This is a genomic window from Allobosea sp. GW821-FHT03A12, from assembly GCF_058986765.1.
In genome coordinates this window covers 691476-713212 of the sequence record NZ_JBYSVZ010000005.1, presented here as the reverse complement: position 1 = coordinate 713212, position 21737 = coordinate 691476, and the positions used below count along the sequence as shown (strand labels likewise).

The 21737-nt window shown below is 67.3% G+C and carries 22 protein-coding genes; 7 read left to right on the top strand and 15 right to left on the bottom strand.

Translation table 11 applies throughout. The annotated features are described in order from the left end of the window. The first annotated feature begins 506 nt into the window (after positions 1-506). The 4 genes from motA (at position 507) to AC3WLC_RS22060 (ending at position 4724) form a co-directional block, all read left to right on the top strand. Complete coding sequence (gene motA, locus AC3WLC_RS22075) at positions 507-1364, top strand: flagellar motor stator protein MotA (RefSeq protein WP_493686044.1); 858 nt, start codon at positions 507-509, stop codon at positions 1362-1364. Between the two features lie 16 nt (positions 1365-1380). Beyond that, a complete protein-coding gene (locus AC3WLC_RS22070) occupies positions 1381-2253 on the top strand; it encodes a flagellar motor protein MotB (protein ID WP_493686043.1) in 873 nt (290 codons plus the stop codon). 104 nt (positions 2254-2357) lie between these two features. Then, on the top strand, positions 2358-4025 hold the full coding sequence (gene aspT, locus AC3WLC_RS22065; RefSeq protein ID WP_493686042.1) for an aspartate-alanine antiporter: 1668 nt from the start codon (positions 2358-2360) through the stop codon (positions 4023-4025). A 198-nt stretch (positions 4026-4223) separates the two neighbouring features. Next, positions 4224-4724, top strand: coding sequence for an invasion associated locus B family protein (locus tag AC3WLC_RS22060; RefSeq protein ID WP_493686041.1), 501 nt, complete (start codon positions 4224-4226; stop codon positions 4722-4724). A 165-nt stretch (positions 4725-4889) separates the two neighbouring features. Here AC3WLC_RS22060 and AC3WLC_RS22055 read toward each other — a convergent pair whose 3' ends face one another. From AC3WLC_RS22055 to AC3WLC_RS22040, 4 genes are all read right to left on the bottom strand, one after another. Beyond that, positions 4890-5564 carry an RraA family protein gene (locus AC3WLC_RS22055; RefSeq protein ID WP_493686040.1) on the bottom strand — a complete coding sequence of 225 codons (675 nt, stop codon included), beginning with the start codon at positions 5562-5564 and terminating at the stop codon, positions 4890-4892. An 89-nt stretch (positions 5565-5653) separates the two neighbouring features. After that, entirely contained in the window at positions 5654-6121 is a 468-nt protein-coding gene (locus AC3WLC_RS22050; RefSeq protein ID WP_493686039.1) for an SRPBCC domain-containing protein, read from the bottom strand. Beyond that, the gene (locus AC3WLC_RS22045; RefSeq protein WP_493686038.1) at positions 6118-6456 is read right to left on the bottom strand and encodes an ArsR/SmtB family transcription factor; all 339 of its coding nucleotides are present in this window, start codon (positions 6454-6456) and stop codon (positions 6118-6120) included. Before AC3WLC_RS22045 ends, AC3WLC_RS22050 begins: the two co-directional genes overlap by 4 nt. Before the next feature lie 89 nt (positions 6457-6545). After that, a complete protein-coding gene (locus tag AC3WLC_RS22040) occupies positions 6546-7193 on the bottom strand; it encodes a ceramidase domain-containing protein (RefSeq protein WP_493686037.1) in 648 nt (215 codons plus the stop codon). A gap of 456 nt (positions 7194-7649) precedes the next feature. Between AC3WLC_RS22040 and AC3WLC_RS22035 the strand changes: the two genes are divergently transcribed. Together AC3WLC_RS22035 and trmFO are read left to right on the top strand one after the other, a co-directional pair. Beyond that, positions 7650-7805: a DUF1127 domain-containing protein gene (locus tag AC3WLC_RS22035; protein WP_493686036.1), complete on the top strand. Its 156-nt coding sequence runs from the start codon at positions 7650-7652 to the stop codon at positions 7803-7805. A gap of 156 nt (positions 7806-7961) precedes the next feature. Continuing rightward, positions 7962-9386 carry a methylenetetrahydrofolate--tRNA-(uracil(54)-C(5))-methyltransferase (FADH(2)-oxidizing) TrmFO gene (trmFO, locus tag AC3WLC_RS22030; RefSeq protein ID WP_493686035.1) on the top strand — a complete coding sequence of 475 codons (1425 nt, stop codon included), beginning with the start codon at positions 7962-7964 and terminating at the stop codon, positions 9384-9386. Between the two features lie 121 nt (positions 9387-9507). Here the strand turns inward: trmFO and AC3WLC_RS22025 are convergent, their stop codons facing one another. The 5 genes from AC3WLC_RS22025 to yajC all read right to left on the bottom strand — a co-directional run bounded on the left by AC3WLC_RS22025 (position 9508) and on the right by yajC (position 13794). Continuing rightward, on the bottom strand, positions 9508-10389 hold the full coding sequence (locus AC3WLC_RS22025; protein WP_493686034.1) for a phytoene/squalene synthase family protein: 882 nt from the start codon (positions 10387-10389) through the stop codon (positions 9508-9510). A gap of 109 nt (positions 10390-10498) precedes the next feature. Beyond that, positions 10499-10882, bottom strand: a complete 384-nt coding sequence (locus AC3WLC_RS22020) for an Mth938-like domain-containing protein (RefSeq protein ID WP_493686033.1) — start codon at positions 10880-10882, stop codon at positions 10499-10501. Between the two features lie 4 nt (positions 10883-10886). Beyond that, complete coding sequence (gene secF / locus AC3WLC_RS22015) at positions 10887-11828, bottom strand: protein translocase subunit SecF (RefSeq protein ID WP_493686032.1); 942 nt, start codon at positions 11826-11828, stop codon at positions 10887-10889. A gap of 26 nt (positions 11829-11854) precedes the next feature. Next, positions 11855-13465: a protein translocase subunit SecD gene (gene secD, locus AC3WLC_RS22010; protein ID WP_493686031.1), complete on the bottom strand. Its 1611-nt coding sequence runs from the start codon at positions 13463-13465 to the stop codon at positions 11855-11857. A 59-nt stretch (positions 13466-13524) separates the two neighbouring features. Beyond that, complete coding sequence (yajC, locus tag AC3WLC_RS22005) at positions 13525-13794, bottom strand: preprotein translocase subunit YajC (RefSeq protein ID WP_291674929.1); 270 nt, start codon at positions 13792-13794, stop codon at positions 13525-13527. 289 nt (positions 13795-14083) lie between these two features. On the opposite strand from yajC, the gene AC3WLC_RS22000 reads away from it, so the two are divergent. Next, positions 14084-14962: an ATP-binding protein gene (locus AC3WLC_RS22000; RefSeq protein WP_493686030.1), complete on the top strand. Its 879-nt coding sequence runs from the start codon at positions 14084-14086 to the stop codon at positions 14960-14962. A 211-nt stretch (positions 14963-15173) separates the two neighbouring features. Here AC3WLC_RS22000 and AC3WLC_RS21995 read toward each other — a convergent pair whose 3' ends face one another. From AC3WLC_RS21995 to AC3WLC_RS21970, 6 genes are all read right to left on the bottom strand, one after another. Further along, on the bottom strand, positions 15174-16538 hold the full coding sequence (locus tag AC3WLC_RS21995; RefSeq protein WP_493686029.1) for a peptidoglycan DD-metalloendopeptidase family protein: 1365 nt from the start codon (positions 16536-16538) through the stop codon (positions 15174-15176). Positions 16539-16772: 234 nt separating this feature from the next. After that, complete coding sequence (locus tag AC3WLC_RS21990) at positions 16773-17432, bottom strand: protein-L-isoaspartate O-methyltransferase family protein (RefSeq protein ID WP_346358695.1); 660 nt, start codon at positions 17430-17432, stop codon at positions 16773-16775. 11 nt (positions 17433-17443) lie between these two features. Further along, positions 17444-18205 (bottom strand): 5'/3'-nucleotidase SurE, encoded by a 762-nt coding sequence (gene surE, locus AC3WLC_RS21985; protein WP_493686028.1) that lies wholly within the window; start codon positions 18203-18205, stop codon positions 17444-17446. Between the two features lie 4 nt (positions 18206-18209). Then, positions 18210-19511, bottom strand: a complete 1302-nt coding sequence (serS, locus tag AC3WLC_RS21980; RefSeq protein ID WP_493686027.1) for a serine--tRNA ligase — start codon at positions 19509-19511, stop codon at positions 18210-18212. Positions 19512-19812: 301 nt separating this feature from the next. Beyond that, positions 19813-20436, bottom strand: a complete 624-nt coding sequence (locus AC3WLC_RS21975; protein ID WP_493686026.1) for a GDYXXLXY domain-containing protein — start codon at positions 20434-20436, stop codon at positions 19813-19815. Continuing rightward, complete coding sequence (locus AC3WLC_RS21970; RefSeq protein ID WP_493686025.1) at positions 20433-21722, bottom strand: DUF2157 domain-containing protein; 1290 nt, start codon at positions 21720-21722, stop codon at positions 20433-20435. Before AC3WLC_RS21970 ends, AC3WLC_RS21975 begins: the two co-directional genes overlap by 4 nt. Positions 21723-21737: the final 15 nt, after the last annotated feature.

Sequence of the window (21737 nt, the reverse complement as noted above, 5' to 3'; positions counted from 1 at the left end):
AGCGCGGCCCGAAGGCTTAAAGAGCCGAAGGCGGAGCGCCACGGGGCGTGCGGATGGGGACCATCCGCGCCGCTTCCTGGCTCAACGGAAGCGGATGCTACTCGACGCGCCTCGCGGCGCTCCGCCAGCCCCGTATCGCGAAGCGCCCGCAGGCAGGCCTGCGGGCGGGCAGGATCATGCGTCATTCTCGGGCACAGCCCTCGGGTCCGACCTTCGGTCGGCCCAAGGATAAACTCCGCGCAGACCCGAGAATCTCAGGACGAGAAGGCGCTGGTTGGAATCTCCTCCGGCCTGAGATGCTCGGGTCAAGCCCGAGCATGACGCCTGTGGAGAGGCCGCACCGGAGCCGCGGGCTCGTCATTGCACGCCGACGTCCGCCCCTGGGCCAATTTGCCGCCCCTCGCCTGCCAGGTCCCTAACTCGCCCTTAACCTTGATCAGTCATTTCCTCGGAGGAGTGGTGGCTTCGCACGGGCTAAAGCTGCTGCGGTGCGAGGGTGACACACCATGCGGCTGATCGTCGGCGCAATCATTGTCTTCGTCTGCGTCTTCGGCAGCTACGCGGCGATGGGTGGCCATCTCGAGGTGCTCTGGCAGCCGTTCGAGTTCGTCATCATCCTCGGCGCAGCGATCGGCGCCTTCGTCATCGGCAATCCTCCGCCGGTCCTCAAGGCCGTGCCGTCCATGCTCGGCACGATCTTCAAGGGGTCCAAGTACAGCCAGGAATGCTATGTCGAGCTGCTGGGGATGCAGTATTCCCTGTACAAGCTCGTGAAGCAGAAGGGCATGCTCGCGGTCGAGGAGCACATCGAAAACCCCCACAGCTCGTCGCTGTTCAATGCCTTCCCGACATTTGCGGCGAACCATCACGCGGTCGAGTTCGTCTGCGACTACATGCGCATGCTGACGCTGGGCGCCAACAACGTCCACGAGATCGACGCGCTGATGGACGAGGAACTGGAGACGCACCACCAGGAGCAGGAGCGTCTCGTTTCGGCCATGCAGTCGATCGCCGACGGAACGCCGGCGCTCGGCATCGTCGCCGCCGTGCTCGGCGTGATCAAGACGATGGGGGCGATCAAGGAGCCGCCGGAGGTGCTGGGACACCTGATCGGCGGCGCGCTCGTCGGCACCTTCTTCGGCGTCTTCGTCGCCTACGGCTTCTTCGCGCCGATGGCGGCGTCGCTCAAGAGCACCTTCGATGCGGAAGCCAAATACTTCCTGTCGCTCAAGGCGGGTCTCCTTGCCCATATCAGCGGCCAGCCGCCGGTGATGGCGGTCGAATTTGCCCGCAAGGCCCTGATGAGCGACGTCCGCCCGAGCTTCAGCGAAGTGGAAGCGGCAACCGCCAAACTGGCCGCCTAGATCCAGCAGGGACCCGATGAGCAAGCCCGCCCAGCAGATTATCGTCAAGAAGGTCAAGAAGGCCGCGCATGCGCACCATGGCGGCGCCTGGAAGATCGCCTATGCGGACTTCGTGACCGCCATGATGGCGTTCTTTCTGCTGATGTGGCTGATCAGCATGACGACGCAGGAGCAGAAGGAAGGCCTGGCGGAGTATTTCGCGCCGGGTTCCTTGAGCCCCAGCACCAGCGGCGCCGGCGGCATGCTATGGGGTACCGCGCTCGACAAGTCAGGCAGCAAGCCGTCGCCGCCACGCGAGGCGGCGACGGGGACCTCCAAGCCGGAGGACAAGGCACGCCGGACCAGTTCCGGCGGCAGCGGCGACCGCGAGGCCAACCGCTCGGCCGCCGGCCAGCAGGCCAGCCACAGCGCGATCGCCAGCCTCCGGCAGACGCTCCAGAGCATGCCCGAAATCGCCGATCTGTCGCGCAACATCGTGATCGAGCCGACCAAGGAGGGGCTGGATGTCGCCCTCATGGACGAGTCCGGCCGCTCCATGTTCCCCGAGGGCTCAGTCCAACCCTATCCGAGCACCCGTCGCGTGCTGGAGACGCTCGCGCCGACTCTGCGCCGCCTGCCCAACCGCCTGGCGATCACCGGCCACACCTCCGCCGCGCGCCCGGGCGCGGCGGAGGGCGCCGAGCCCTGGAGCCTGACCACCGGGCGCGCGCTCGCCGTCCGCGAGATCCTGTCGGGCGCCGGCTTCCCCAACGACCGCTTCGCTTCCGTGGTGGGGCGCGCCGATACCGAGCCGGTCTTCCCCGACAATCCCTACATCGCGCCAAACCGACGGGTGAGGATTACGCTGCTCAGTGAAGAGCCGCCATTGCCCCCGACCCCCTTTCGCTGATCACATCGCCCCGCGGCTGACGCAACGAAATCGCTTGGCCTTGCGCGCTTCGAGAGGGCAATCGATAGTCTTGGTCGCAGATTGCTCCAAGACTGGGTTTCATCGTGTCATTCGTTGAACAACCGGTTGTTGCGCTCTTCATTTCGCTGGCCCTCGGCTACCTGATCGGCAAGGTCCGGATCGGCTCCATCCAGATCGGTGGAGTCTGCGGCACGCTGTTCGTCGCGCTGGCGATCGGACAACTCGGCGTTAAGATCAGCCCGGACCTGAAGAACGTCGCCTTCGCGCTCTTCATCTTCGCGCTCGGTTTTACGGCCGGCCCGCAATTCTTCAACAATATTCGCGGCGGCTGGCGCTACGGCATCCTGTCCTTCGTCGAGGTCGTCACCGTGCTGCTGTTGCTGGCAGCGGCCGTCGCGCTGTTCCGGCTCGACTACGGCACGGCCTCGGGGTTGTTCGCCGGTTCGGCGACGGAATCGGCCGTTCTAGGCACGGCTTCGGAAGCGATTGCGCGGCTCGCTCTACCGGCCGGCGAGATCGACCGGCTTCAGGCCAACATGGCCACCGCATACAGCGTCACCTATCTGTTCGGCCTCGTCGCCATCGTCGTCGTCGTCACGCAGATCGGACCGCTGCTGCTCGGGGTCGATATCCGCGAGGCCTCGGCGGCGCTTGCCCGCGACCTTGGGGCCGAAGACGAGGCAGGCAAGGAGAACGGCGTACCCGAGATCGTCTCGCGCAGCTTCCGTGTCGGGCCGATCGCCGGCAGCACCGTCGGCGCCTTCGAGAACAGCGTCAACGGCGTCGTGACCATCGATCAGGTCGGGCGCAGCTCAGGCTTCACCAAGGCTACGACCGAGACCGCGCTGGAGCCGGACGACATCGTCCTGGTGCTCGGCCGGCGGCGCTCCGTCATCGCCGTCAGCGAGCGCCTCGGCGCGGAGGTGCCGATGCCGGCCGGCGACAATGTCCCGCTGGTCGAGCGCGAGGTCGTACTCGTGCGCCGCGAGGTCAGCGGACGCCGGATCCGCGATCTGCGCCGGCTCGCCAGCGCCGAGCAGCGGCGCGGCGTCTTCATCTCGCGCATTCGCCGGCTCGGCCAGAACATCCCTGCCTTGCCCGGCTCGGTACTCGAGCAGGGCGACATCCTGACCCTCTACGGCTCGGAGGAGGCGATTATCCGCGCCGCCCCGGAGCTCGGCCATCTGCTGCCGGCGAGCGCCGCGACGGATTTCGTCATGCTGGGGCTCGGCATCGTCGTCGGCCTGCTGCTCGGCGAGCTCAGCCTGCAAATCGGGGCGCTCAACCTGACGCTGGGCACCGGCGGCGGCGCGCTGGTATCCGGCCTGGTCTTCGGCTGGCTGCACATGCACCGGCCGCAGCATGGCGCGATCCCGCATGCGGCCGCCGATTTCATGAAGGATTTCGGGCTCGCGACCTTCATCGCCGCGGTCGGGCTCTCGGTCGGGCCGGAGGCCTTCGCCCTGCTCAAGCAATACGGGCTCATCCTGCCGGTGCTGTCGATCCTGGTCTCGGCCCTGCCCGCGCTCGCCTCGCTCTATATCGGCCGCTATCTGCTCAGGATCGAGGCGCCGATTCTGCTCGGTGCCATTGCGGGGCAGCATTGCAGCACGCCCGCGATCAGCGCGCTCGTCTCGCTCGCGGGCAATTCCACACCGGTCATCGGCTATACCGTCACCTACGCGATCTCCAATGTGCTGCTGCCGCTGATGGGCCCCATCGTCGTCAGCATGGTCGGTTTGATCGGCTAGAGCCCTGTCGAGCGAAGCGGGCAGCGTTTCGCGTGAAGACGCTGCGACAGGACGACGACCTGGAGCATGCTCGCGCTCGGAGAAGGGCCCCTTCATCCCCTCCCCGCGCCCTTCCGTCGCACGGCATTGTGAGGGTCTTGTTTACGCCTTGTTAAACCGCTCTTGGACATCCCTGCGATGCAAACAGGAGATGACCCGATGATCAGACTGGCCCCTCTCGCGGCGCTCAGCCTTCTTTCGGCCACGGTCTCGGCTTTCGCCGCACCGGCCCAGCCACTCGGCCAGTTCAAGCAGTGGAACGCGGCCGCCTATGACGGGGATAAAGGCAAGCGTTGCTATATCGTCTCCTCGCCGAATGCCGAAACACCTGCGACCTTGCGTCATGGCGACGTGTTCTTCTTCGTGCAGACCGCGCCGAACGCGCAGGCCCGCACCGAGTCGAGCTTCCAGACCGGCTATGATTTCGCCAAGGATTCGACCGTCACCGTGACGATCGGCGACGAGAGCTTCCGCATGCTGACCTCGGGCAACAATGCCTGGCTGCAGCGACTGGAGCGCGAGGGCGAACTGCTCGCAGCGATGAAGGCCGGCGACGAGATGGTGCTGGCGGCGCGCTCGGCCCGCGGCAACGAGACCAGCTACACCTTCTCGCTCGAAGGCGTGACCGCGGCCTCGCGGCTGCTGGAACGGTGTAGCTGAAGGTTACGCGTCTTTCCGGGACTTCGCGCAGCGAAGGGCCCGGAACCCAGAACCGATGCCGTCGCCGGATAAGGCGCTGCATCCGATTGTAGAACGATCGAGCGCACCGGCTCTGGATTCCGGGCTCAGGCCTTCGGCCTGCCCCGGAATGACGGAGGTGGTGGGCTACAGCACCCCGTGGCGCTCGAACACCGAGCGCAGGCTTGTCCCGGCGAGCAGCTCCTCGCGGGTCGAATCCTCGGCCTCGATCTTGGCCAGCGCCAGCCGGATCGCCTCGGGCGCGATGGCGCGGGGCACGATGACGACGCCGTCGACGTCGCCGAAGATGAAATCGCCCGGCGCGACGCGGGAGCCGCCGAGCTCGACCGGCTCGTCGGCGGCCATCATCTCGGCCCGGCCCTTGGTGTCGAGTGGGCCGATGCCGCCGTGGAAAACCGGGAAGCCGAGCTCGCGGATGCGGCGGACATCGCGCACCAGCCCGTCGGTGAGGCAGCCGGCGGCGCCTCTCACCTTCGAGGCGGTGGTGAGGAGTTCGCCCCAGGGCGCGATCCGGTCGGTCGGCCCATCGCAGGCGAGCACCGGGATCTCACCGGCTTTCAGGCTGTCGATCAGGTCCATCTCCAGCGCATAGGGGTTGTGCCCGGCCGGGAGATGGTAACGCTTCATGTAGAGCCCGGTGCGGGCGAAGCCGCAGAGCACGCTGGCCTCGTCGAGCGGGCGCACGAAGGGCTTCACCGCCTGGTTGGGATGGCCGAGCTCGTCAAGCACATCGGAAAGCACGGCCGAATAGAGCCGGCCCTTCAGCTCGGCGAGATCGAGTTTCTGGGCCAGGTCCGGCATGCGCGCTTCCCCTCTCCTTATAGTGAGGAGAAGCTTCCGGGCGCGCCGACGGCGGGTCAAGCCGTCGCCGCTGCGTGGGATGGAACGGCTCAGGGCGCCATCGCGTCGAGGCGGGCATAGCTCGCCTCCATGCCGTGCTCCATGCCGGTGGCGAGCATGGCCTCGCGGGTGGCGCGGTCGGGCACGGTCATGCGCATCGTCATCAGCGTGCCGGCGCCGTCGGCCTCGAAGCGGGTCTCGACATGGTTGTCCGGGCACGGCTCCGGCAGATGCATGCGCTCGACATGCTGGATGCGGCTGAATGGCTCGAGCGCGATGTATTCGCCGGTAAGGTAGAAGCCGTTGCCTTTTCCGTCGCTCCATTCATAGCGGATCCTGCCGCCCGGCCTCGCCTCGTTGATGCAGACCGGCATGGTCCAGCCATCGGGGCCGAGCAGCCATTTCTGGATCAGCGCCGGATCGGTATGGGCGCGGTAGACCGCCTCGGGCGAGGCTTTGAAGCGGCGGGTGACGACGACATGGGTATCGCCCTCGGTGGTCAGAGTCAGCTTTGTCATGTCCGATCTTCCTCCTTGTCTGGTTCCATCTCGGCCAGAAGGTGGTCCAGCCGGCCGTAGTTCGCTTCCAGGGCCCGCCGGACCATGGCGAGCCATCTGTCGATCTCCTCGAGCGCTCCCGGCGCGAGTCGGCAGGGCCGTTTCGTTCCTTCGATCCGCCGGGCGATCAGCCCCGCCTCCTCCAGCACCTTCAGGTGCCGCGACACCGCGGGCTGCGACATCGCGAAGGGCTCGGCGAGTTCCATCACCGTGGTTTCGCCGAGCGCCAACCGCGCCAGGATCGCCCGGCGCGTCGGATCGGCGAGAGCGGAAAAGGCTGCGTCCAACCTATTCATGTCGACCTCTTTATGTAGCTATCTTGTTATATAACCAATTATGCATGGTCAAGCGCCTTTTCTGCGCGAGACTGGCATGGCGATGGGGCTCAGGAGCGCGGCGCGAGGATCGCTGCCCGCAGCAGCAGATAGAGCAGCAGCCCGTTGAGCAGGTGCCAGCCCCAGTGCAGGCCGAACGGGACGGCGCCGCACAGCACGGAATCGAGCGAGCGGAAAGTCAGCGACGCGGCGAAGACGAAACCGGCAACGGCCATTCGAGCCGCTGTGGCGCCATCCCCGCGCCACCCTGCCGCCAGCGCGACGCCGAAGAGGCCGATCAGGAAGCCGGCATAGCCGGCCGAGCCACGCATGCCTGCAGGCAGCTGGGGCGAGAGGCCAGAGGCCAGGCCGAAGCAGGCGGCGAGGAAGAGAATCGCCCCTATCCCCGCGGCCAGGGGCGACAGACGCAGGAACCGGCTCAGCGCCAGGCCGAAATAGCAGAGCGCGAAGAGCTGGATCGGCACGACGTCGGCCAGCAAGGTCCAACGCCGCGGCATGGTGTGGAACAGGAAGGAGCCGATCCCGATGATCGCGATCAACGCCGTCAACGCTTCGGCCGGCCAGTCACGGCGCCCCTGCCGGCGCAGCAGGAGGAATGCCGCCAGCGCAGCGAGCAGGAAAGCGGCATTGCTGACCGCATTGAGCGGCTCGGCCCAAAAGGCTGCGCTCAGCCGCTCGCAATAGCCCACGCCCTGCATGCCCCGCCCCGCGCCTGTCCGAATCGTCGAATCATGCGGCCAGACTCATGCGAGCGCATGACGCCGTCAGCCTAACCGGCGCAATTCTCAGCGAATCCCGGCATGGTGAACAGGGTGTTACACCGCCTTTCGCCTCGGCAACCAATGTTGCAGTGCAAATCGCATAGCGAACCGGACCTGATTTGCGCGACTTCGCGCCATATTTTGGCACAGAGAGATCCCGCGCCACGCATCGCCTAAAAATTAGGCCAAATTTTCACTGTTCTGACAAAATCGTTAAGCGCTCTGCGCGGGTCTGGCGCTGTTTCCAAACGATCTCTTAATTCGTCATGCTCTCTGAGCATAACAGAACTGACGCCGCGCCCCTGTGAGAGGCACGCTGATCTCTCTATATGCAGTGCACAACGAATTCATCGCTGTCGGGGCCAAACCCCGAAAAACCAAAAGGTTATCACCATGTTCCTGTCCATGATCGCTGCCAAGATCCGCGCCTATCTTCGCTATCGCGAGACCGTCCGCGAGCTGTCCCGCCTCACCGACCGTGAGCTCGACGACCTCGGCCTGTCGCGCTCGGACATCCAGTACGTCGCCCGTACCCACGCGACTGCCTGATTTCCGTTCAAGTAGTTTCTCCTAGACCCTGCGTTCCTCCCCTCAGGGTCTGGTCGAAGAGCGAATGCCCGCTTTCGAGCGGGCATTTTGCGTTTCCGGGCCTGCTTTTGCTCTGGCGCCCTTGACGTTGGGCGCCGCCGCGGACACATCGCGGCCATGACAACATCCAACGCAATCGCCCCCATCCATGTCGTCGGCGGCGGCCTCGCCGGCTCCGAAGCCGCCTGGCAGATCGCCGAGGCCGGCGTTCGCGTCGTCCTGCACGAAATGCGCCCGCAGCGCGGCACCGACGCCCACAAGACCGAAGGCCTCGCCGAGCTGGTCTGCTCGAATTCCTTCCGCTCGGACGATTCGTCCTCGAACGCCGTCGGCCAGTTGCATTGGGAGATGCGCCGGCTCGACTCGCTGATCATGGCCAAGGGCGATGCCCATCAGGTTCCGGCGGGCGGCGCGCTCGCAGTCGACCGCGACGGCTTCTCGCAGGCCGTCACCGCCGCGCTCGAAGCGCACCCAAACATCACGATCGAACGCGGCGAGATCGCCGGCCTGCCGCCGGCGGACTGGGACAAGGTCATCGTCGCGACCGGCCCGCTGACCTCGCCGGCGCTGGCCGAAGGCATCCGCTCGCTGACCGGTGCGGGCGAGCTCGCCTTCTTCGACGCGATCGCCCCGATCGTCCATTTCGATTCGGTCGACATGGACGTCGCCTGGTTCCAGTCGCGCTACGACAAGGCGGGTCCCGGCGGCACCGGCGCCGACTACATCAACTGCCCGCTCGACCGCGACCAGTACGAGGCCTTCATCGACGCGCTGCTCGCGGCGGAGAAGACCGAGTTCAAGGAATGGGAGGGCACGCCCTATTTCGACGGCTGCCTGCCGATCGAGGTGATGGCAGAGCGCGGCCGCGAGACCTTGCGCTGGGGGCCGATGAAGCCGGTCGGACTGACCAACAAGCACAACCCGACGGTGAAGGCCTATGCCGTCGTCCAGCTGCGCCAGGACAATGCGCTGGGCACGCTGTTCAACATGACTGGCTTCCAGACCAAGCTGAAATATGGCGAGCAGGCTGCGATCTTCCGGATGATACCCGGGCTGGAGAACGCCGAATTCGCCCGCCTCGGCGGCATCCACCGCAACACCTATCTCAACTCGCCGGAGCTGCTCGACCCGCAATTGCGCTTGAAGGCCGATCCGCGCCTGCGCTTCGCCGGGCAGATCACCGGTTGCGAGGGTTATGTCGAGAGCGCCGCCATCGGCCTGCTGACCGGCCGGCTCGCCGCCGCCGAACGGCTCGGCCGGCCGCTCGAACTGCCGCCGGCGACGACGGCGCTCGGGGCGCTGGTCAACCACATCACCGGCGGCCACATTGTCACCATCGACGAGGGTCCGCGCTCTTTCCAGCCGATGAACATCAATTTCGGCCTGTTTCCGCATATCGAGGGGGTGGCGACGACGGGGCCCGACGGCAAGCGCCTGAAGGGCCCGGCCAAGAGCGTCGCCCGCAAGCAGGCGCTGACGGCGCGGGCGAAAGTCGAGCTCGATGGCTGGGTTGGCGAGGTGAAAACGCAGGCGGCAGAGTAATCACCGTCATTCTCGGGCGGAGCGAAGCGCAGACCCGAGAATCTCATGACGAGAAGGCGCCAGAAGGTGCCTCATCTGCCTGAGATGCTCGGGTCGAGCCCGAGCATGACGCGCTTCTCTGCTACGCCCGCGCCGCGCGCCACAACGTCCATTGCCGCCGCAGCGGCGAAAGGCCGATGATCGTGCGATAGGGATCGTAGCTGCGCCGCTCCATCTGCCTGAGATAGGGCTCGACCAGCGCAGCCGGCAGGAAGGCCGGCCGAATCGAGGCCGGCACCGTCGCTCCGAGGTCGTTGAGCTTGCGCAGATGGATGCGCGCCAGCGCCCGCATCTCCTTGAGCGAATAGGTCAGCCCCGGCCCGCCGCGGCCTCGGACGATGTCCTCGCGGGTGACGCCGTTGCGGCTGAGCAGGTCGGCCGGCAGATAGACCTGGCCGCGCGCCGCATGCCAGGGGAAGGCGCGCATCAGCCCGCAGAGCGCATAGGCGACGCCGGCATGGCCGGCGGCCGTCGCGCCGCCGGGATCGCGCCCTTGCCCCAGCACGAGGCAGGCGAGCCGGATCAGCGCGCTCGCGGTCTCGCCGGCATAGCCTTCGAGATCGGCGAGCGAGGGCATCGGGTCGTCGTAGAGATCGAAGACGCGCGCCTCGATCAGGCCTGAGAGCGGGGCGATCGGCAGGCGGAAGCGCCTGACGGTGTCGAGCAGCGCCTGCGCGACCGGGTGGCCCGGCGCGGGCGCGTCGGGACCGGCCTCGAGCACGTCGCGCCACCATTGCAGGCGGACTTCGCCGGGCAACGGCTCGCTGACCTGCTCGCGCACGCGGGCGATCTCGTGGCTGAAGGCATAGAGCGCAAACAGGCCGGGCCTGAGCGCCTCGGGCGCATAGAGCGAGGCGATGTAGCGGTCCGGGTCATGCTCGCGCACCAGCGCCAGGCAATGGCCATAGGCCTGGGAGAGCGGGCCCGGCGCAGTGCCGGCGCGGTCCTCGGTTTTCGTGGTCATGCGCCCTCCCCGCTCCCGCCGCCACGCGGGTCGAAGCGGCGGCAGTCTAGGCTCAGCCGGCGGCCTTGGCTACGCGGGAGCGACATGGCTGGTTGGATTTGATCGCTAATCAGTCGACCGCGATCAGCGCTGCGGCAACGCGCCGCTCCTCGCCGACGAGGACATTGCAGGTGCGTGCCGCGGCCGGCGTCGCCATCGCCTCGACGGTGATGCCGACCGCCTTGAACGGATCGCGCAGCGAGGCCGGCAGGAAAGCGATGTCGTGGCCGATGCCGAGGATCAAGAAGTCGATCGTCCCGGCCTCGTCGAGAACCGGCTGCAAGCTCTCAAGCGTCACCTGCGCAAAGGATGTGACCGGCCAGATCCGGATGCCGGCCGGCGTCGCCAGGATCGAGCCACGATGGCTCATCTCGGCGAAGCGAAAGCCGCCGGCGCCGAAGCCGTCGAGCTGGTAGCGGCCGGGTACGAAGCCGTCGAAGCGACGTTCTACCAACCCCTCAGACCCGCGCCTTGGCTTCGGCCAGTTCCTCGCTCTGGTCGAGGCGGCCGGCGCGGACGTCGAGATAGAGCAGCACCGGCGTCGAGACGAACATCGCCGAATAGGTGCAGACCATGACGCCGAACAGCATGACCAGCGCGAAGCCTTCGATCGCCGTGCCGCCGAAGAACACCAGCGCGATCAGCGCCAGGATGGTGGTGGTCGAGGTGATCGCGGTGCGCGACAGGGTCGAGTTGACGGATAGGTCGAGCAGCTCCGGGATCGGCATGGTCTTGTAGCGGCGCAGCAATTCGCGCGTGCGGTCGAACACCACGACGGTCTCGTTCAGCGAATAGCCGACAATGGTCAGGATCGCCGCGATCGAGGTCAAGTTGAATTCGAGCTGCGTGATCAGGAAGAAGCCCATGGTCAGCACGATGTCGTGCATGGTGCCGACGATCGCGCCGATGGCGAGCTGCATCTCGAAGCGGAACCAGAGATAGACCAGCACGCCGATGATCGCGAGCACGACGCCGAGCGTGCCGGCCTGGACCAGCTCGCCCGAGACGCGCGGACCGACCGTCTCGACGCGGCGGAACTCGTAGGCGTCGGCGAAGGCGGCACGGGCCTTGGTCACCACCGCCTGCTGCGCGACCTCGCCGCCCGGCTGCAGCGCGAAACGCATGGAGAGGTCGCCGGCATTGCCGAATTCCTGGACCTCGACCTCGCCGAAGCCGAAGCTGTTGGCGGTCTGGCGGACCTGGGCGATGTCGGGCTTGCCGCTCTTGGCCTGCATCTCCATCAGCGTGCCGCCGCGGAAATCGATGCCGAAATTGAGGCCGACCGTCAGGAACAGTACCAGCACCAGCACCGAATAGGCGGCCGAGAACGGATAGGCGAGACGGCGCCAGTGAACGATGCGGAAGCGGGTGTTGTCGGGAACGATGCGAAGCAGGCGCATGGTCTGTTATCTCCTGGCCTGCGGCGTCAGAACGGAAGGGCCTTCGGCCGCGCCCAGCGATACCAGAGCGCGATCAGCATGCGCGTCAGCGTCACCGCGGTGATGACCGTGGTCAGGATGCCCAGGATGAAGACGACGGCGAAGCCGCGCACCGGGCCGGAGCCGAGGGCGAACAGCGCAACCGCGGCGATCAGCATGGTGACGTTGGAATCGATGATCGTGGCGAAGGCGCGCTGGAAGCCAGCCTCCAGCGCAGAGACCAGCGATCTGCCGAGATGCGATTCCTCGCGCATGCGTTCGTAGATCAGCACGTTCGAATCGACCGCCGTGCCGATCGTCAGGACGATGCCGGCGATGCCCGGCAGCGTCATGGTTGCCCCGAGCAGCGACATCAACCCGAGGATCAGGCAGACGTGCACGAGCAGCGCGATGCTGGCGATGATGCCGAACAGCCCGTAATTGCCGATCATGTAGAGGATGACCAGCACGGTCGCGATGATCGTCGCCATCTTGCCGGCCTGGATCGAATCCTGGCCGAGGCCGGGGCCGACGGTGCGTTCCTCGACGATCGTCATCTTCGCCGGCAGCGCGCCGGCGCGCAGCAGGATGGCGAGGTTGTTGACCGCTTCGACCGTGAAATTGCCGGAGATCTGGCCCGAGCCGCCAGTGATCGGCGACTGGATGACCGGGGCCGAGATCACCTTGTTGTCGAGCACGATGGCGAGCTGGCGGCCGAGATTCTCGGTGGTCGCCTGGCCGAAGCGCTGGGCGCCGCGGATGTTGAAGCGGAAATTGACGATCGGCTGGCTCGAGCGCTGGTCGAAGGCCGGCTGGGCGTCGATCAGGTCCTCGCCCTCGACGATGACCTGGCGGCTGATCGGGATCGGCTGGCCGCCCTGATCCTGCGACGGCAGCATGTCGACATCGCCGGCATTGGCATCCGCGACCATGCGGAACTGCAGTTTGGCGGTCTCGCCGAGGATCTGCTTCAGGCGCTGCGGGTCCTGCAGGCCCGGCACCTGGACCAGGATGCGGTCGAGGCCCTGGCGCTGGATGTTCGGCTCGGTGGTGCCGAGCGCGTCGACGCGGCGGCGCAACACTTCCATCGCCTGCTCGACGGCACGGCGGATGCGCTCGTTGGCACCGGCCTCGGTGACGTTGAGCTGGATCAGCCCGTCGGGGTTCTCGGTGACCTCGATCGACTGGTTGCCGGAGGGCCCGAAGGCGCCGAAGGTGCCGATCGGCTGGGCGAGCTCGCGCAGCTTCGGCATCAGCTTGGCGCGGTCGGCCGCCTCGGGAACGCGCAGCTGCACGCCGCGCGGGGTCAGGCCGATGCCGCCCTGAAGGCCGACGCGCTCCTCGCGCAGGATGCGGCGGACGTCGTCGCGCAATTGCGTGACCTGGCTGCGGATCAGGTCGGCGCGGTCGATCTCGAGCAGGACGTGCGAGCCGCCCTGCAGGTCGAGGCCGAGCGTCATCGCATGGATCGGCAGCAGGAAGCGCGGAATCCAGGCCGGAGCGCCTTGCTCGATCGCCTTGCGGGTCTCGGGCGAGAACAGGTTCGGCACGGCGAGCCCGCAGCCGAAGACCAGCACGAGCAGAACGAGAATGACCTTGCGGGCCTGGAGACGAAGCATCTGTTTGAACAGCCTTGTTGGCGGGCGCGGGCGCCTTCAGGCCCCGCGCCTCACGGCCTTCAGCTCTTGACCGGCTCGCCCTTGGCGCGCACGTCCGACACCATGCCCTTGAGGATGCGCACGCGCACACCATCGGCGATCTCGGCCTCGAGCTCGGCGTCGTCGATCACCTTCGAGACCTTGGCGATGATGCCGCCCGAGGTGACGATCGTGTCGCCGCGGCGCACATTCTTGATCATCTCCTGATGCGATTTCACCCGCTTCTGCTGCGGCCTGATGATCAGGAACCACATGATGACGAAGATCAGGACGAACGGAACCAGCGACATCAGGACGTCGTTGGTGCCGCCGCCTCCAAAGCCCTGGGCAAAAGCGGGGGTGATCACGGGAAGGCTCCTTCACGTCGCCGCCGATTGACGGCCGGCCGGCGCGGGGGTTGCAAAATCGCGCGGACTATAGCCAGCGATGTCGTGAAATCAATCGAAAGCGACCGGTCTTCCGACCGTTCTCCCAGCTAAGCGCTCCCTGCCCTGCGCGCAATGGCCTTGCCTTCACGAGCAGAGAGGCGTTATGAGCGTACCGTACCGTTCGGTACGCCATATTAGCGGACCAGCTGCGATGACCGACACCGCCCCCGACCCGACGCTCGCCACCTTGCTGCGCATCGCCGACGCGCTGGAGCGCCTCGCGCCGCCCGCCAAGCGCAAGCCCGACTTGTCCGCCGCCGACGCCTTCGTCTGGCACGCCGCCGGCCATGAGCTTGCGCCGGTCGCCAAGGTCAACCGCGTCGCTCTGTCGCTGCTGCGCGGCGTCGACCGGGTCCGCGACACGCTGGCCGAGAACACCGAGCGCTTCGCCCGCGGCCTGCCGGCCAACAACGTCCTGCTCTGGGGCGCGCGCGGCATGGGCAAATCGTCGCTGGTCAAAGCGGTGCATGCCGACACCAACAAACGCCTGCCGAAAGGCGCTCTCCCCCTCAAGCTGATCGAGATCCATCGCGAGGACATCGAGAGCCTGCCGGTGCTGATGGGGCTGCTCAAGGCCGATCCGCACCCCGCCATCGTCTTCTGCGACGATCTCTCCTTCGACGGTCAGGACACCTCGTACAAATCGCTGAAGGCGGCGCTCGACGGCGGCGTCGAGGGCCGGCCGGAGAACGTCGTGTTCTACGCGACCTCGAATCGTCGGCATCTGCTGGCGCGCGAGATGGTCGAGAACGAGCGCTCGACCTCGATCAACCCCGGCGAGGCCGTGGAAGAGAAGGTCTCGCTGTCGGACCGGTTCGGCCTCTGGCTCGGCTTCCACAAATGCAGCCAGGACGAGTATCTGGCGATGATCGACGGCTATGTCGGCCATTTCGGGCTCAAGATCGAGCCTGAAGCCTTGCGGCGGGAAGCGCTGGAATGGGCGACGACGCGCGGCTCGCGTTCGGGCCGCACGGCCTGGCAATACATCCAGGATCTGGCCGGGCGGCTGGAGAAGCGGCTGGAGGGGTGAAAAGGGCGTCATTCTCGGACGGAGCGAAGCGTAGATCCGAGAATCTCATGACGAGAAGGGCGCCAACCAGCGCCCCGCCCTGCCTGAGATGCTCGGGTCAAGCCCGAGCATGACGCATGTAAAAAAGAAAAACGGGGCGGCCTTTCCTGGGACCGCCCCGCCTGGTTCGACCGGCGGGGTCTCGCGAATACCGGCCGAAGACTAAACCGGATCAGTTGCTGCTGAGATAGGGCATCGGGTCGACCGGGGTCGAACCCTTGCGCAGCTCGAAGTGCAGCTGCGGCGAGTTGACGTTGCCGGACTGGCCCGACTTGGCGACGACCTGGCCGCGCTTGACCTGCTCGCCGCGCTTGACGCTGAGCTCACCGTTGTGAGCGTAGGCCGAGACATAGCCGTTCGGGTGGCGGATCAGCACGAGATTGCCGTAGCCCTTGAGCTCGCTACCGGCATAGGCGACGACGCCGCCCTCGGCCGCCTTGACCGGGGTACCTTCCGGCACCGCGATGTTGATGCCCTCATTGCCGCCCTTGCCGGCATAGCCGTTGATGACGCGGCCACGGGCCGGCCAGCGGAACTCGGCACCGGACGAGGCCGGCTCCTCGGCCTTGGGCAGGCTCGCCGTGGTCTGCGGCTCGGCGGCCTTCGGCTCCGGAGCGGGAGCAACCGCCTTCGGCTGCGCGGTAACCTTGTCGGCCGGAGCGTTGGCGACGACGACCGGCGCGGCCGCCTTCGGCTTGGCCGGCTGGGCAGCGGGTGCCGGAGCAGGCAGCGCAGCGGTCTTGGCCTCGCCCGCAGACTTGGCGGCGGCCTTGGCCTTGGCCTCGGCAGCGAAGCGGGCGCGAGCCTCGCCCATGCGCTTGGCGTCGGCGGCAGCCTTCTCCTTGGCGTCCGCCGCAGCCTGCGCCTTGGTCTGGGCGGCCTGCGCCCGGGCATCGACGGCCGCGACCTTCGGGGCAAGCGTGTTCGGCGCAGCAGCGACCGGGCGCGAGACCGGCGGCGGCGCCGAACGCGGCTGCTCGAAACGGTTGTCGCTCGGCGCTGGCTGGCGCGCGGCGGTCTGGGCGCCGCCACCGTTATAGACGGGAACGACGATGCGCGAGCCTGGCGTGACCTCGCCGTGGATACCATTGGCCTGCATCAGCGCGGAGCGCGGCACGCCATAGCGGCCCGAGATCACATCGAGCGTCTCGCCATGGGCGACGACGATCGGGGTGCCGCCCTGGGCGCTCCAGCCGGCGGCCGAGCCCGGCGCGCTTGGAGCGGGAGCGGCCTGCGGAGCCGAGCGCGGCGCGACGGACGCGGCCGGCGGCGCCAGAGGCTGGCTACGCACGCCCGGATTGCCCGCGGCGGACGCCGTCTCATAGGACTGGCTCGGCCCGCTGCGGCCGATCGAGCCGGTCGTGGCTGGATCGCGCTGGGAAGCCGGGGCCTGAGCGGTCTTGAAGGGGTTACCAAAGGGCGCCTCGGTGAAGCGCATGGCCTCCGAGGAGCAGGCGCCCAGGCCGGCTGCAAGGGCGCAGACCGACACGACGCGAACCACGGATTTCGGGACGGCCAGCTCGACTTGCTTACGCATGGACTCTGCACTCGCGAACGACGCAACTCTACGGTCCGCATTAAAGAGCCGGTTAGGTTAAGAAGGCGTTTCGCTGCTGACAGGTCAGGTGAATTTCTGAGGGGCCAGAGTCGTCATTCTCGGACGGAGCGCAGCGGAGATCCGAGAATCTCCTGACGATAGGGCGCTGGCTGGCGCCTTCTCCGGCCTGAGATGCTCGGGTCAAGCCCGAGCATGACGGTGGAGGGGAATCGCCTACAGCGCCTGCGACAGCCCGGGCGCCAGCGGCGGGATGCGAACGACCCCGCCGAGCGCGTGGTCGAAGCCGTCCTCGCTGCGTGTGACGATGACGAGCCGCCCTGCCCCCTCGACGCGCAGCGCTCCGACCAGCCGCCCGCCGGTCTCCAGCCGGGCCAGCAGCGCTTCCGGCACCGTCTGCATCACGCCGTTGACCAGGATGCGCTCGAAGCGGCCGAGCGTACGGTCGGGCTGGAAACCGTCGGCATGGCGCAATTCGACCAGTTGCGCGAAGCCGCCGCCGGTGAGGCGCTCATGCGCAGCGAGCGCGAGCGTGCGGTAGCGCTCCAGCGAAACGACCTTGCCGCCCATCGCCGCGAGCAGCGCCGCAACATAGCCGGAGCCGGAGCCGACCTCGAGCACCCGGCAACCCGGCTTCATCTCGAGCGCGCCGACCAGCGCTGCGACCGTGTGCGGCGCAGTCATGGTCTGGCCGCAGGGGAGCGGCACCGAGACGTCCTGGCGGGCGAGATCGGCGAAGCGCGACGGCGCGAAATGCTCGCGCGGCACGCGTTCCATCGCCCGGAGCAAGGCGAGGTCTCGCACGCCGCGCGCGCGCAGCGACAACAGGAAGGCGACCGTGCGCTCGCTCTCGCTGCTGGCGCCTTCCTCGATCATCCCCGCCGCTTTCAGGCGAATACGCGCGCGAAGCGCGTCATCGTCGGCTCATGCGTCAGGTCGAGTTCGAGCGGCGTCACCGAGATCTTATGCTCGGCGAGCGCGCGCAGGTCGGTGCCGTTGGCCGGCTCGTGCTTCGAACGCTGGAAGGCAATCCAGTAATAGGGATTGCCGCGCCCGTCGCGCCGCGGTTCCAGCCGCATCAGCTCCTGGTCGCGCCGGCCCTGCGCCGTGACGGCGACACCCGCGACCTCGCTGGGAGCGACATTCGGGAAATTGAGATTGAACAGGATGCCGTCGGGAATCCCCTCCTCAAGCAGGCGGCGGATGATGCCGGGCGCATGCTGCAGGGCGCATTCCCAGATAATTTTAGTGCGGTCGCCCGCCATATAGGCCTGGCTCACCGCGATCGAGGGAATGCCGAGCAGCGTGCCTTCCATCGCCGCGGCGATGGTGCCGGAATAGGTCACGTCCTCGGCGACGTTCTGGCCGCGATTGACGCCGGAGAGCACGAGATCGGGCTTCATCTCGGCCATGACCGAGCGCACCGCCATGATCACGCAATCGGTCGGCGTGCCCTGCACGGCGAAGCGCTTCTCCTCGATCTGGCGCAGGCGCAGCGGGTTCGACAGCGAAAGCGAATGCGCCACGCCCGACTGGTCGGTCTCGGGCGCGACGACCCAGACATCGTCGGAGAGCTGCTTGGCGATCTTCTCGAGGACGGCAAGGCCCTCGGCATGGATGCCGTCGTCATTGGTCACCAGGATGCGCATGGGATCAGGCCGCCTTCTCGATGCGGGTGACCCCGCGCATATAGGGAACCAGCACATCCGGCACGGAGATCGAGCCGTCGGCGTTCTGGTAATTCTCCATCACCGCGATCAAGGCGCGGCCGACCGCCGTGCCCGAGCCGTTGAGGGTGTGGACGAAGAACGGGCCCTTGCCGTCCTTGGTCTTGTAGCGGGCGTTCATGCGCCGGGCCTGGAAATCGCCGCAGACCGAGCAGGACGAGATCTCGCGATAGGTCTTCTGGCCGGGTAGCCAGACCTCGATGTCGTAGGTCTTCTGCGAGGCGAAGCCCATATCGCCGGTGCACAGCGTCATGACGCGATAATGCAGATCGAGCTTCTTCAGCACGTTTTCGGCGCAAGACAGCATGCGCTCATGCTCCTCGCGCGACTTTTCCGGCGCGGTGATCGAGACGAGCTCGACCTTCTCGAACTGGTGCTGGCGCAGCATGCCGCGCGTGTCGCGCCCGGCCGAGCCGGCCTCGGAGCGGAAACAGGGGGTCAGCGCGGTATAGCGACGCGGCAACTCCTCTTCGGAGACGATCATCTCCGCGACGAAATTCGTCAACGTCACTTCGGAGGTTGAGATCAACCAGTGGCCCGTGTTGGTCCGGAACAAGTCTTCCTCGAACTTCGGTAGCTGACCGACCCCGTAGACCGCCGCGTCCCGCACCAGCAGGGGCGGATTGACCTCGGTATAGCCGTGCTCCTCGGTGTGCGTGTCGAGCATGAACTGCCCGATGGCGCGCGACAGCCTGGCGATCTGGCGCTCCAGCACGACGAAGCGCGAGCCGGAAAGCTTCGCGGCCGTCTCGAAGTCCATCTGGCCGAGCGCCTCGCCGAGCTCGAAATGCTCCTTGGGATCGTTGACGCCCGTGAGCAGCCCGCGCTCCTCCGGCTTAGCGCCATGGGCGTGCAGCAGGACATTGCCGTGCTCGTCGGCACCGTCCGGCACGTCGTCGAAGGGCGTGTTCGGGATCGCGGCGAGCTGGGCGTTCAGCGCCTCGACCGCGGCCTTCTCTTCGGCCTCGAGCGCCGGCACCTGCTCCTTCAGCGAGGCGACCTCGGCCTTGAGCTGCTCGGCCAAGGCAAGGTCCTTCTGGCCCATTGCCTTGCCGATCTCCTTGGAGAGGGCGTTGCGGCGCTCCTGCGCGGCCTGCGACTTGCCGATCGCGGCCCGGCGCTGATCGTCGAGCGCCAGCAGCGACGACGACAGTTTCTCAAGCCCGCGCCGCTGCAAGCCCCGATCGAACGCCTCAGCGTTCTCGCGAATCCATCTGATGTCGTACATCGCTCAAGCCGATCCGTTGTGGAATCGGCTGATGCTCTAGAGCATGCCGCGTCGGCACGGAAGCGCTGCGTCGGCGTGGCGCGGATGCGGGCGGGACAGGCGGGCGCGGGAAACCCCTCCCCCTATGGGGAGGGGCACGGGTGCGGGTCGCAAAGCCGAAGCGATCTGTCGAACAAGGCGGCACTGCCGCTGCTGCCAGACTCCTGCCAACGATCGCCAAGCGGCACCACCCCCATCCCCATACCCTTCCCCACAAGGGGGAAGGGAGGAGTCAGAACGAGCAGCCTAGCGCGGGCGCTTCTCAATAAGGCGGCTCCTGATGGACGAGCTTGCCGTCGATCAGCAGGCGCTTGATCGCCGCCTGTCCGGAGCTCGACACGGCTGCGACGATCTCCAGCCGCTTGCGCTCGGTCGTCTCGATGGCGCGGCCGGTGCCTTCGGGCACGAAATAGCTTTCGAGCCCGTATTCGACGCGGATGGCGCTGCGGCCGGCATTGCAATCCTGGTCGCCGTTCGGATTGACCGCGCAGGCGGCCGTCGAAACCACCTTGCCTTCGAGGACGACCCCACCCGCAGGCGCAGGCGGGCGGGACAGATAGACGCCCTTCGCCTCGGCCAGCCCGTCGGCACCGGGCGCGACGCGGACGAAGACCGTCTGGTTGCGCTCGAAGGCCTTGTCGCCGTCGAGCTTGGCCGGTTCGAGCGTGCTGATCTTGTAGCTCAGGATGACATAGTCGCCGCGGAAGAGATCGCGTGGATCGAGCGGTGCGGTCGCCAGCCGGATTTCCGTGCCGGAGCGCAGGATGCTCGCACGCGACTCGACGAGGGCCAGGATCAGCCCGCAAAGCAGGATGATGGCGGCAAGCCCGCGCCAGAGCGGCGAGACGCGCCCGAGTAAGGCGTCGGCGGAGGGCAAGCGGATCACGGCGCGGCCTCCGTCGGCTTGCTGAATTTGGCGAGGAGCCGGCGCATCCCACTGGCGATGGCGATGAGGGCCGCGCCACCGACGAGGAAGAACAGCGACTGGTCGAGCAAGGTGCCGATGGTCTGCCAGAGCAGGGTCACGATCGCGATCGCGAACAGCAGCGAGCCGGCGATGCTCAGCCGGCGGACGCCGCCGCCCGCACCGGCGACGACGATGCCGATCGCGATCGAGAGGATCAGCGCCGCCACGACGATCTTGCCGGCCATGCTGACCGCGCCGCCGCTCCAGAACAGCACCGGCACCAAGAGCGACATGACGAGCGCTGCCGCCAGCGGCCAGGCAAAGCGGCGCTCGCGCGCCAGCAAGCCGAGGCCGACCACCACCGGCAGCGCCAGCGCATAGGCGAAATAATTCAGCGAGTGCGCCGTGCCGGCGCGCGCCTCGCCGGGTTCAAGGATGCGGATCAGTTCGACATTGAGCGACAGGATCAGCCCGATCAGGCCCCAGGGCAGGAAGGCGGTGAGCAGGCCCGGCCCGCCGCGGTCGAGCACCAGCGCGCCGAGCGCAACGAACAGCGCGGAGACGGCGAGGCCGTAGGCGAGCAGGCCATAGTCGAAGCGCAGGAAGGCCGGCTGACCGGGGAGCGTCGCGAACCAGCCGAGCAGCGCCAAAGCCGCGACATGGTGGACGAGGCGGTTGTGCCGGGTCGCAGCCAGCCAGAGCGCCGGCAGGAAGGGCAGCCAGAACAGCAGATGCGCCCTGCTCTCGCCCTCGTCCCAGCGACCGCCGGCCCAGCTGCCGATCGCGACGATGGCGATGATCAGTGCGCCGTTCGAGCGCAGCAGGAAGGCGACGATCAGCGCACCGAGCGCAACGAGGAGCGCACCGCCCGGCCAGTCGGTCGGCAGATGATACATCTGGCCGACGAGGGCGACGCCGGCGGCGAAGATCAGCGTGCCGCAGGTCGCGGCGGCATCGGCGCCACCGGTCGAGCCACGGCTCTCCAAACGTGCCGAGATGCCGAGCGCGCCGGCGAGGCCGAGCAGGATCATCACGAGCTTGGCGACCCTGGGGATTTCCTCCCAGTTCGCCGCGACGAAGGCGGAGACGCTGGAGGCGATCAGCAGTCCGCCGAACAGGCCGATCAGGGCCGGCAGCTTGAAGCCGCCGCCCTCCTGGGCCAGCGAACGGCGGATGATCGCGGCGCTCTCGGGACTGACCAGCCCCTCCCCCACCCAGCGACCGAGATCGGCTTCAAGCCGTTTGCGATAGGAACCCGTCAGCATCGCGGCCTATTTGGC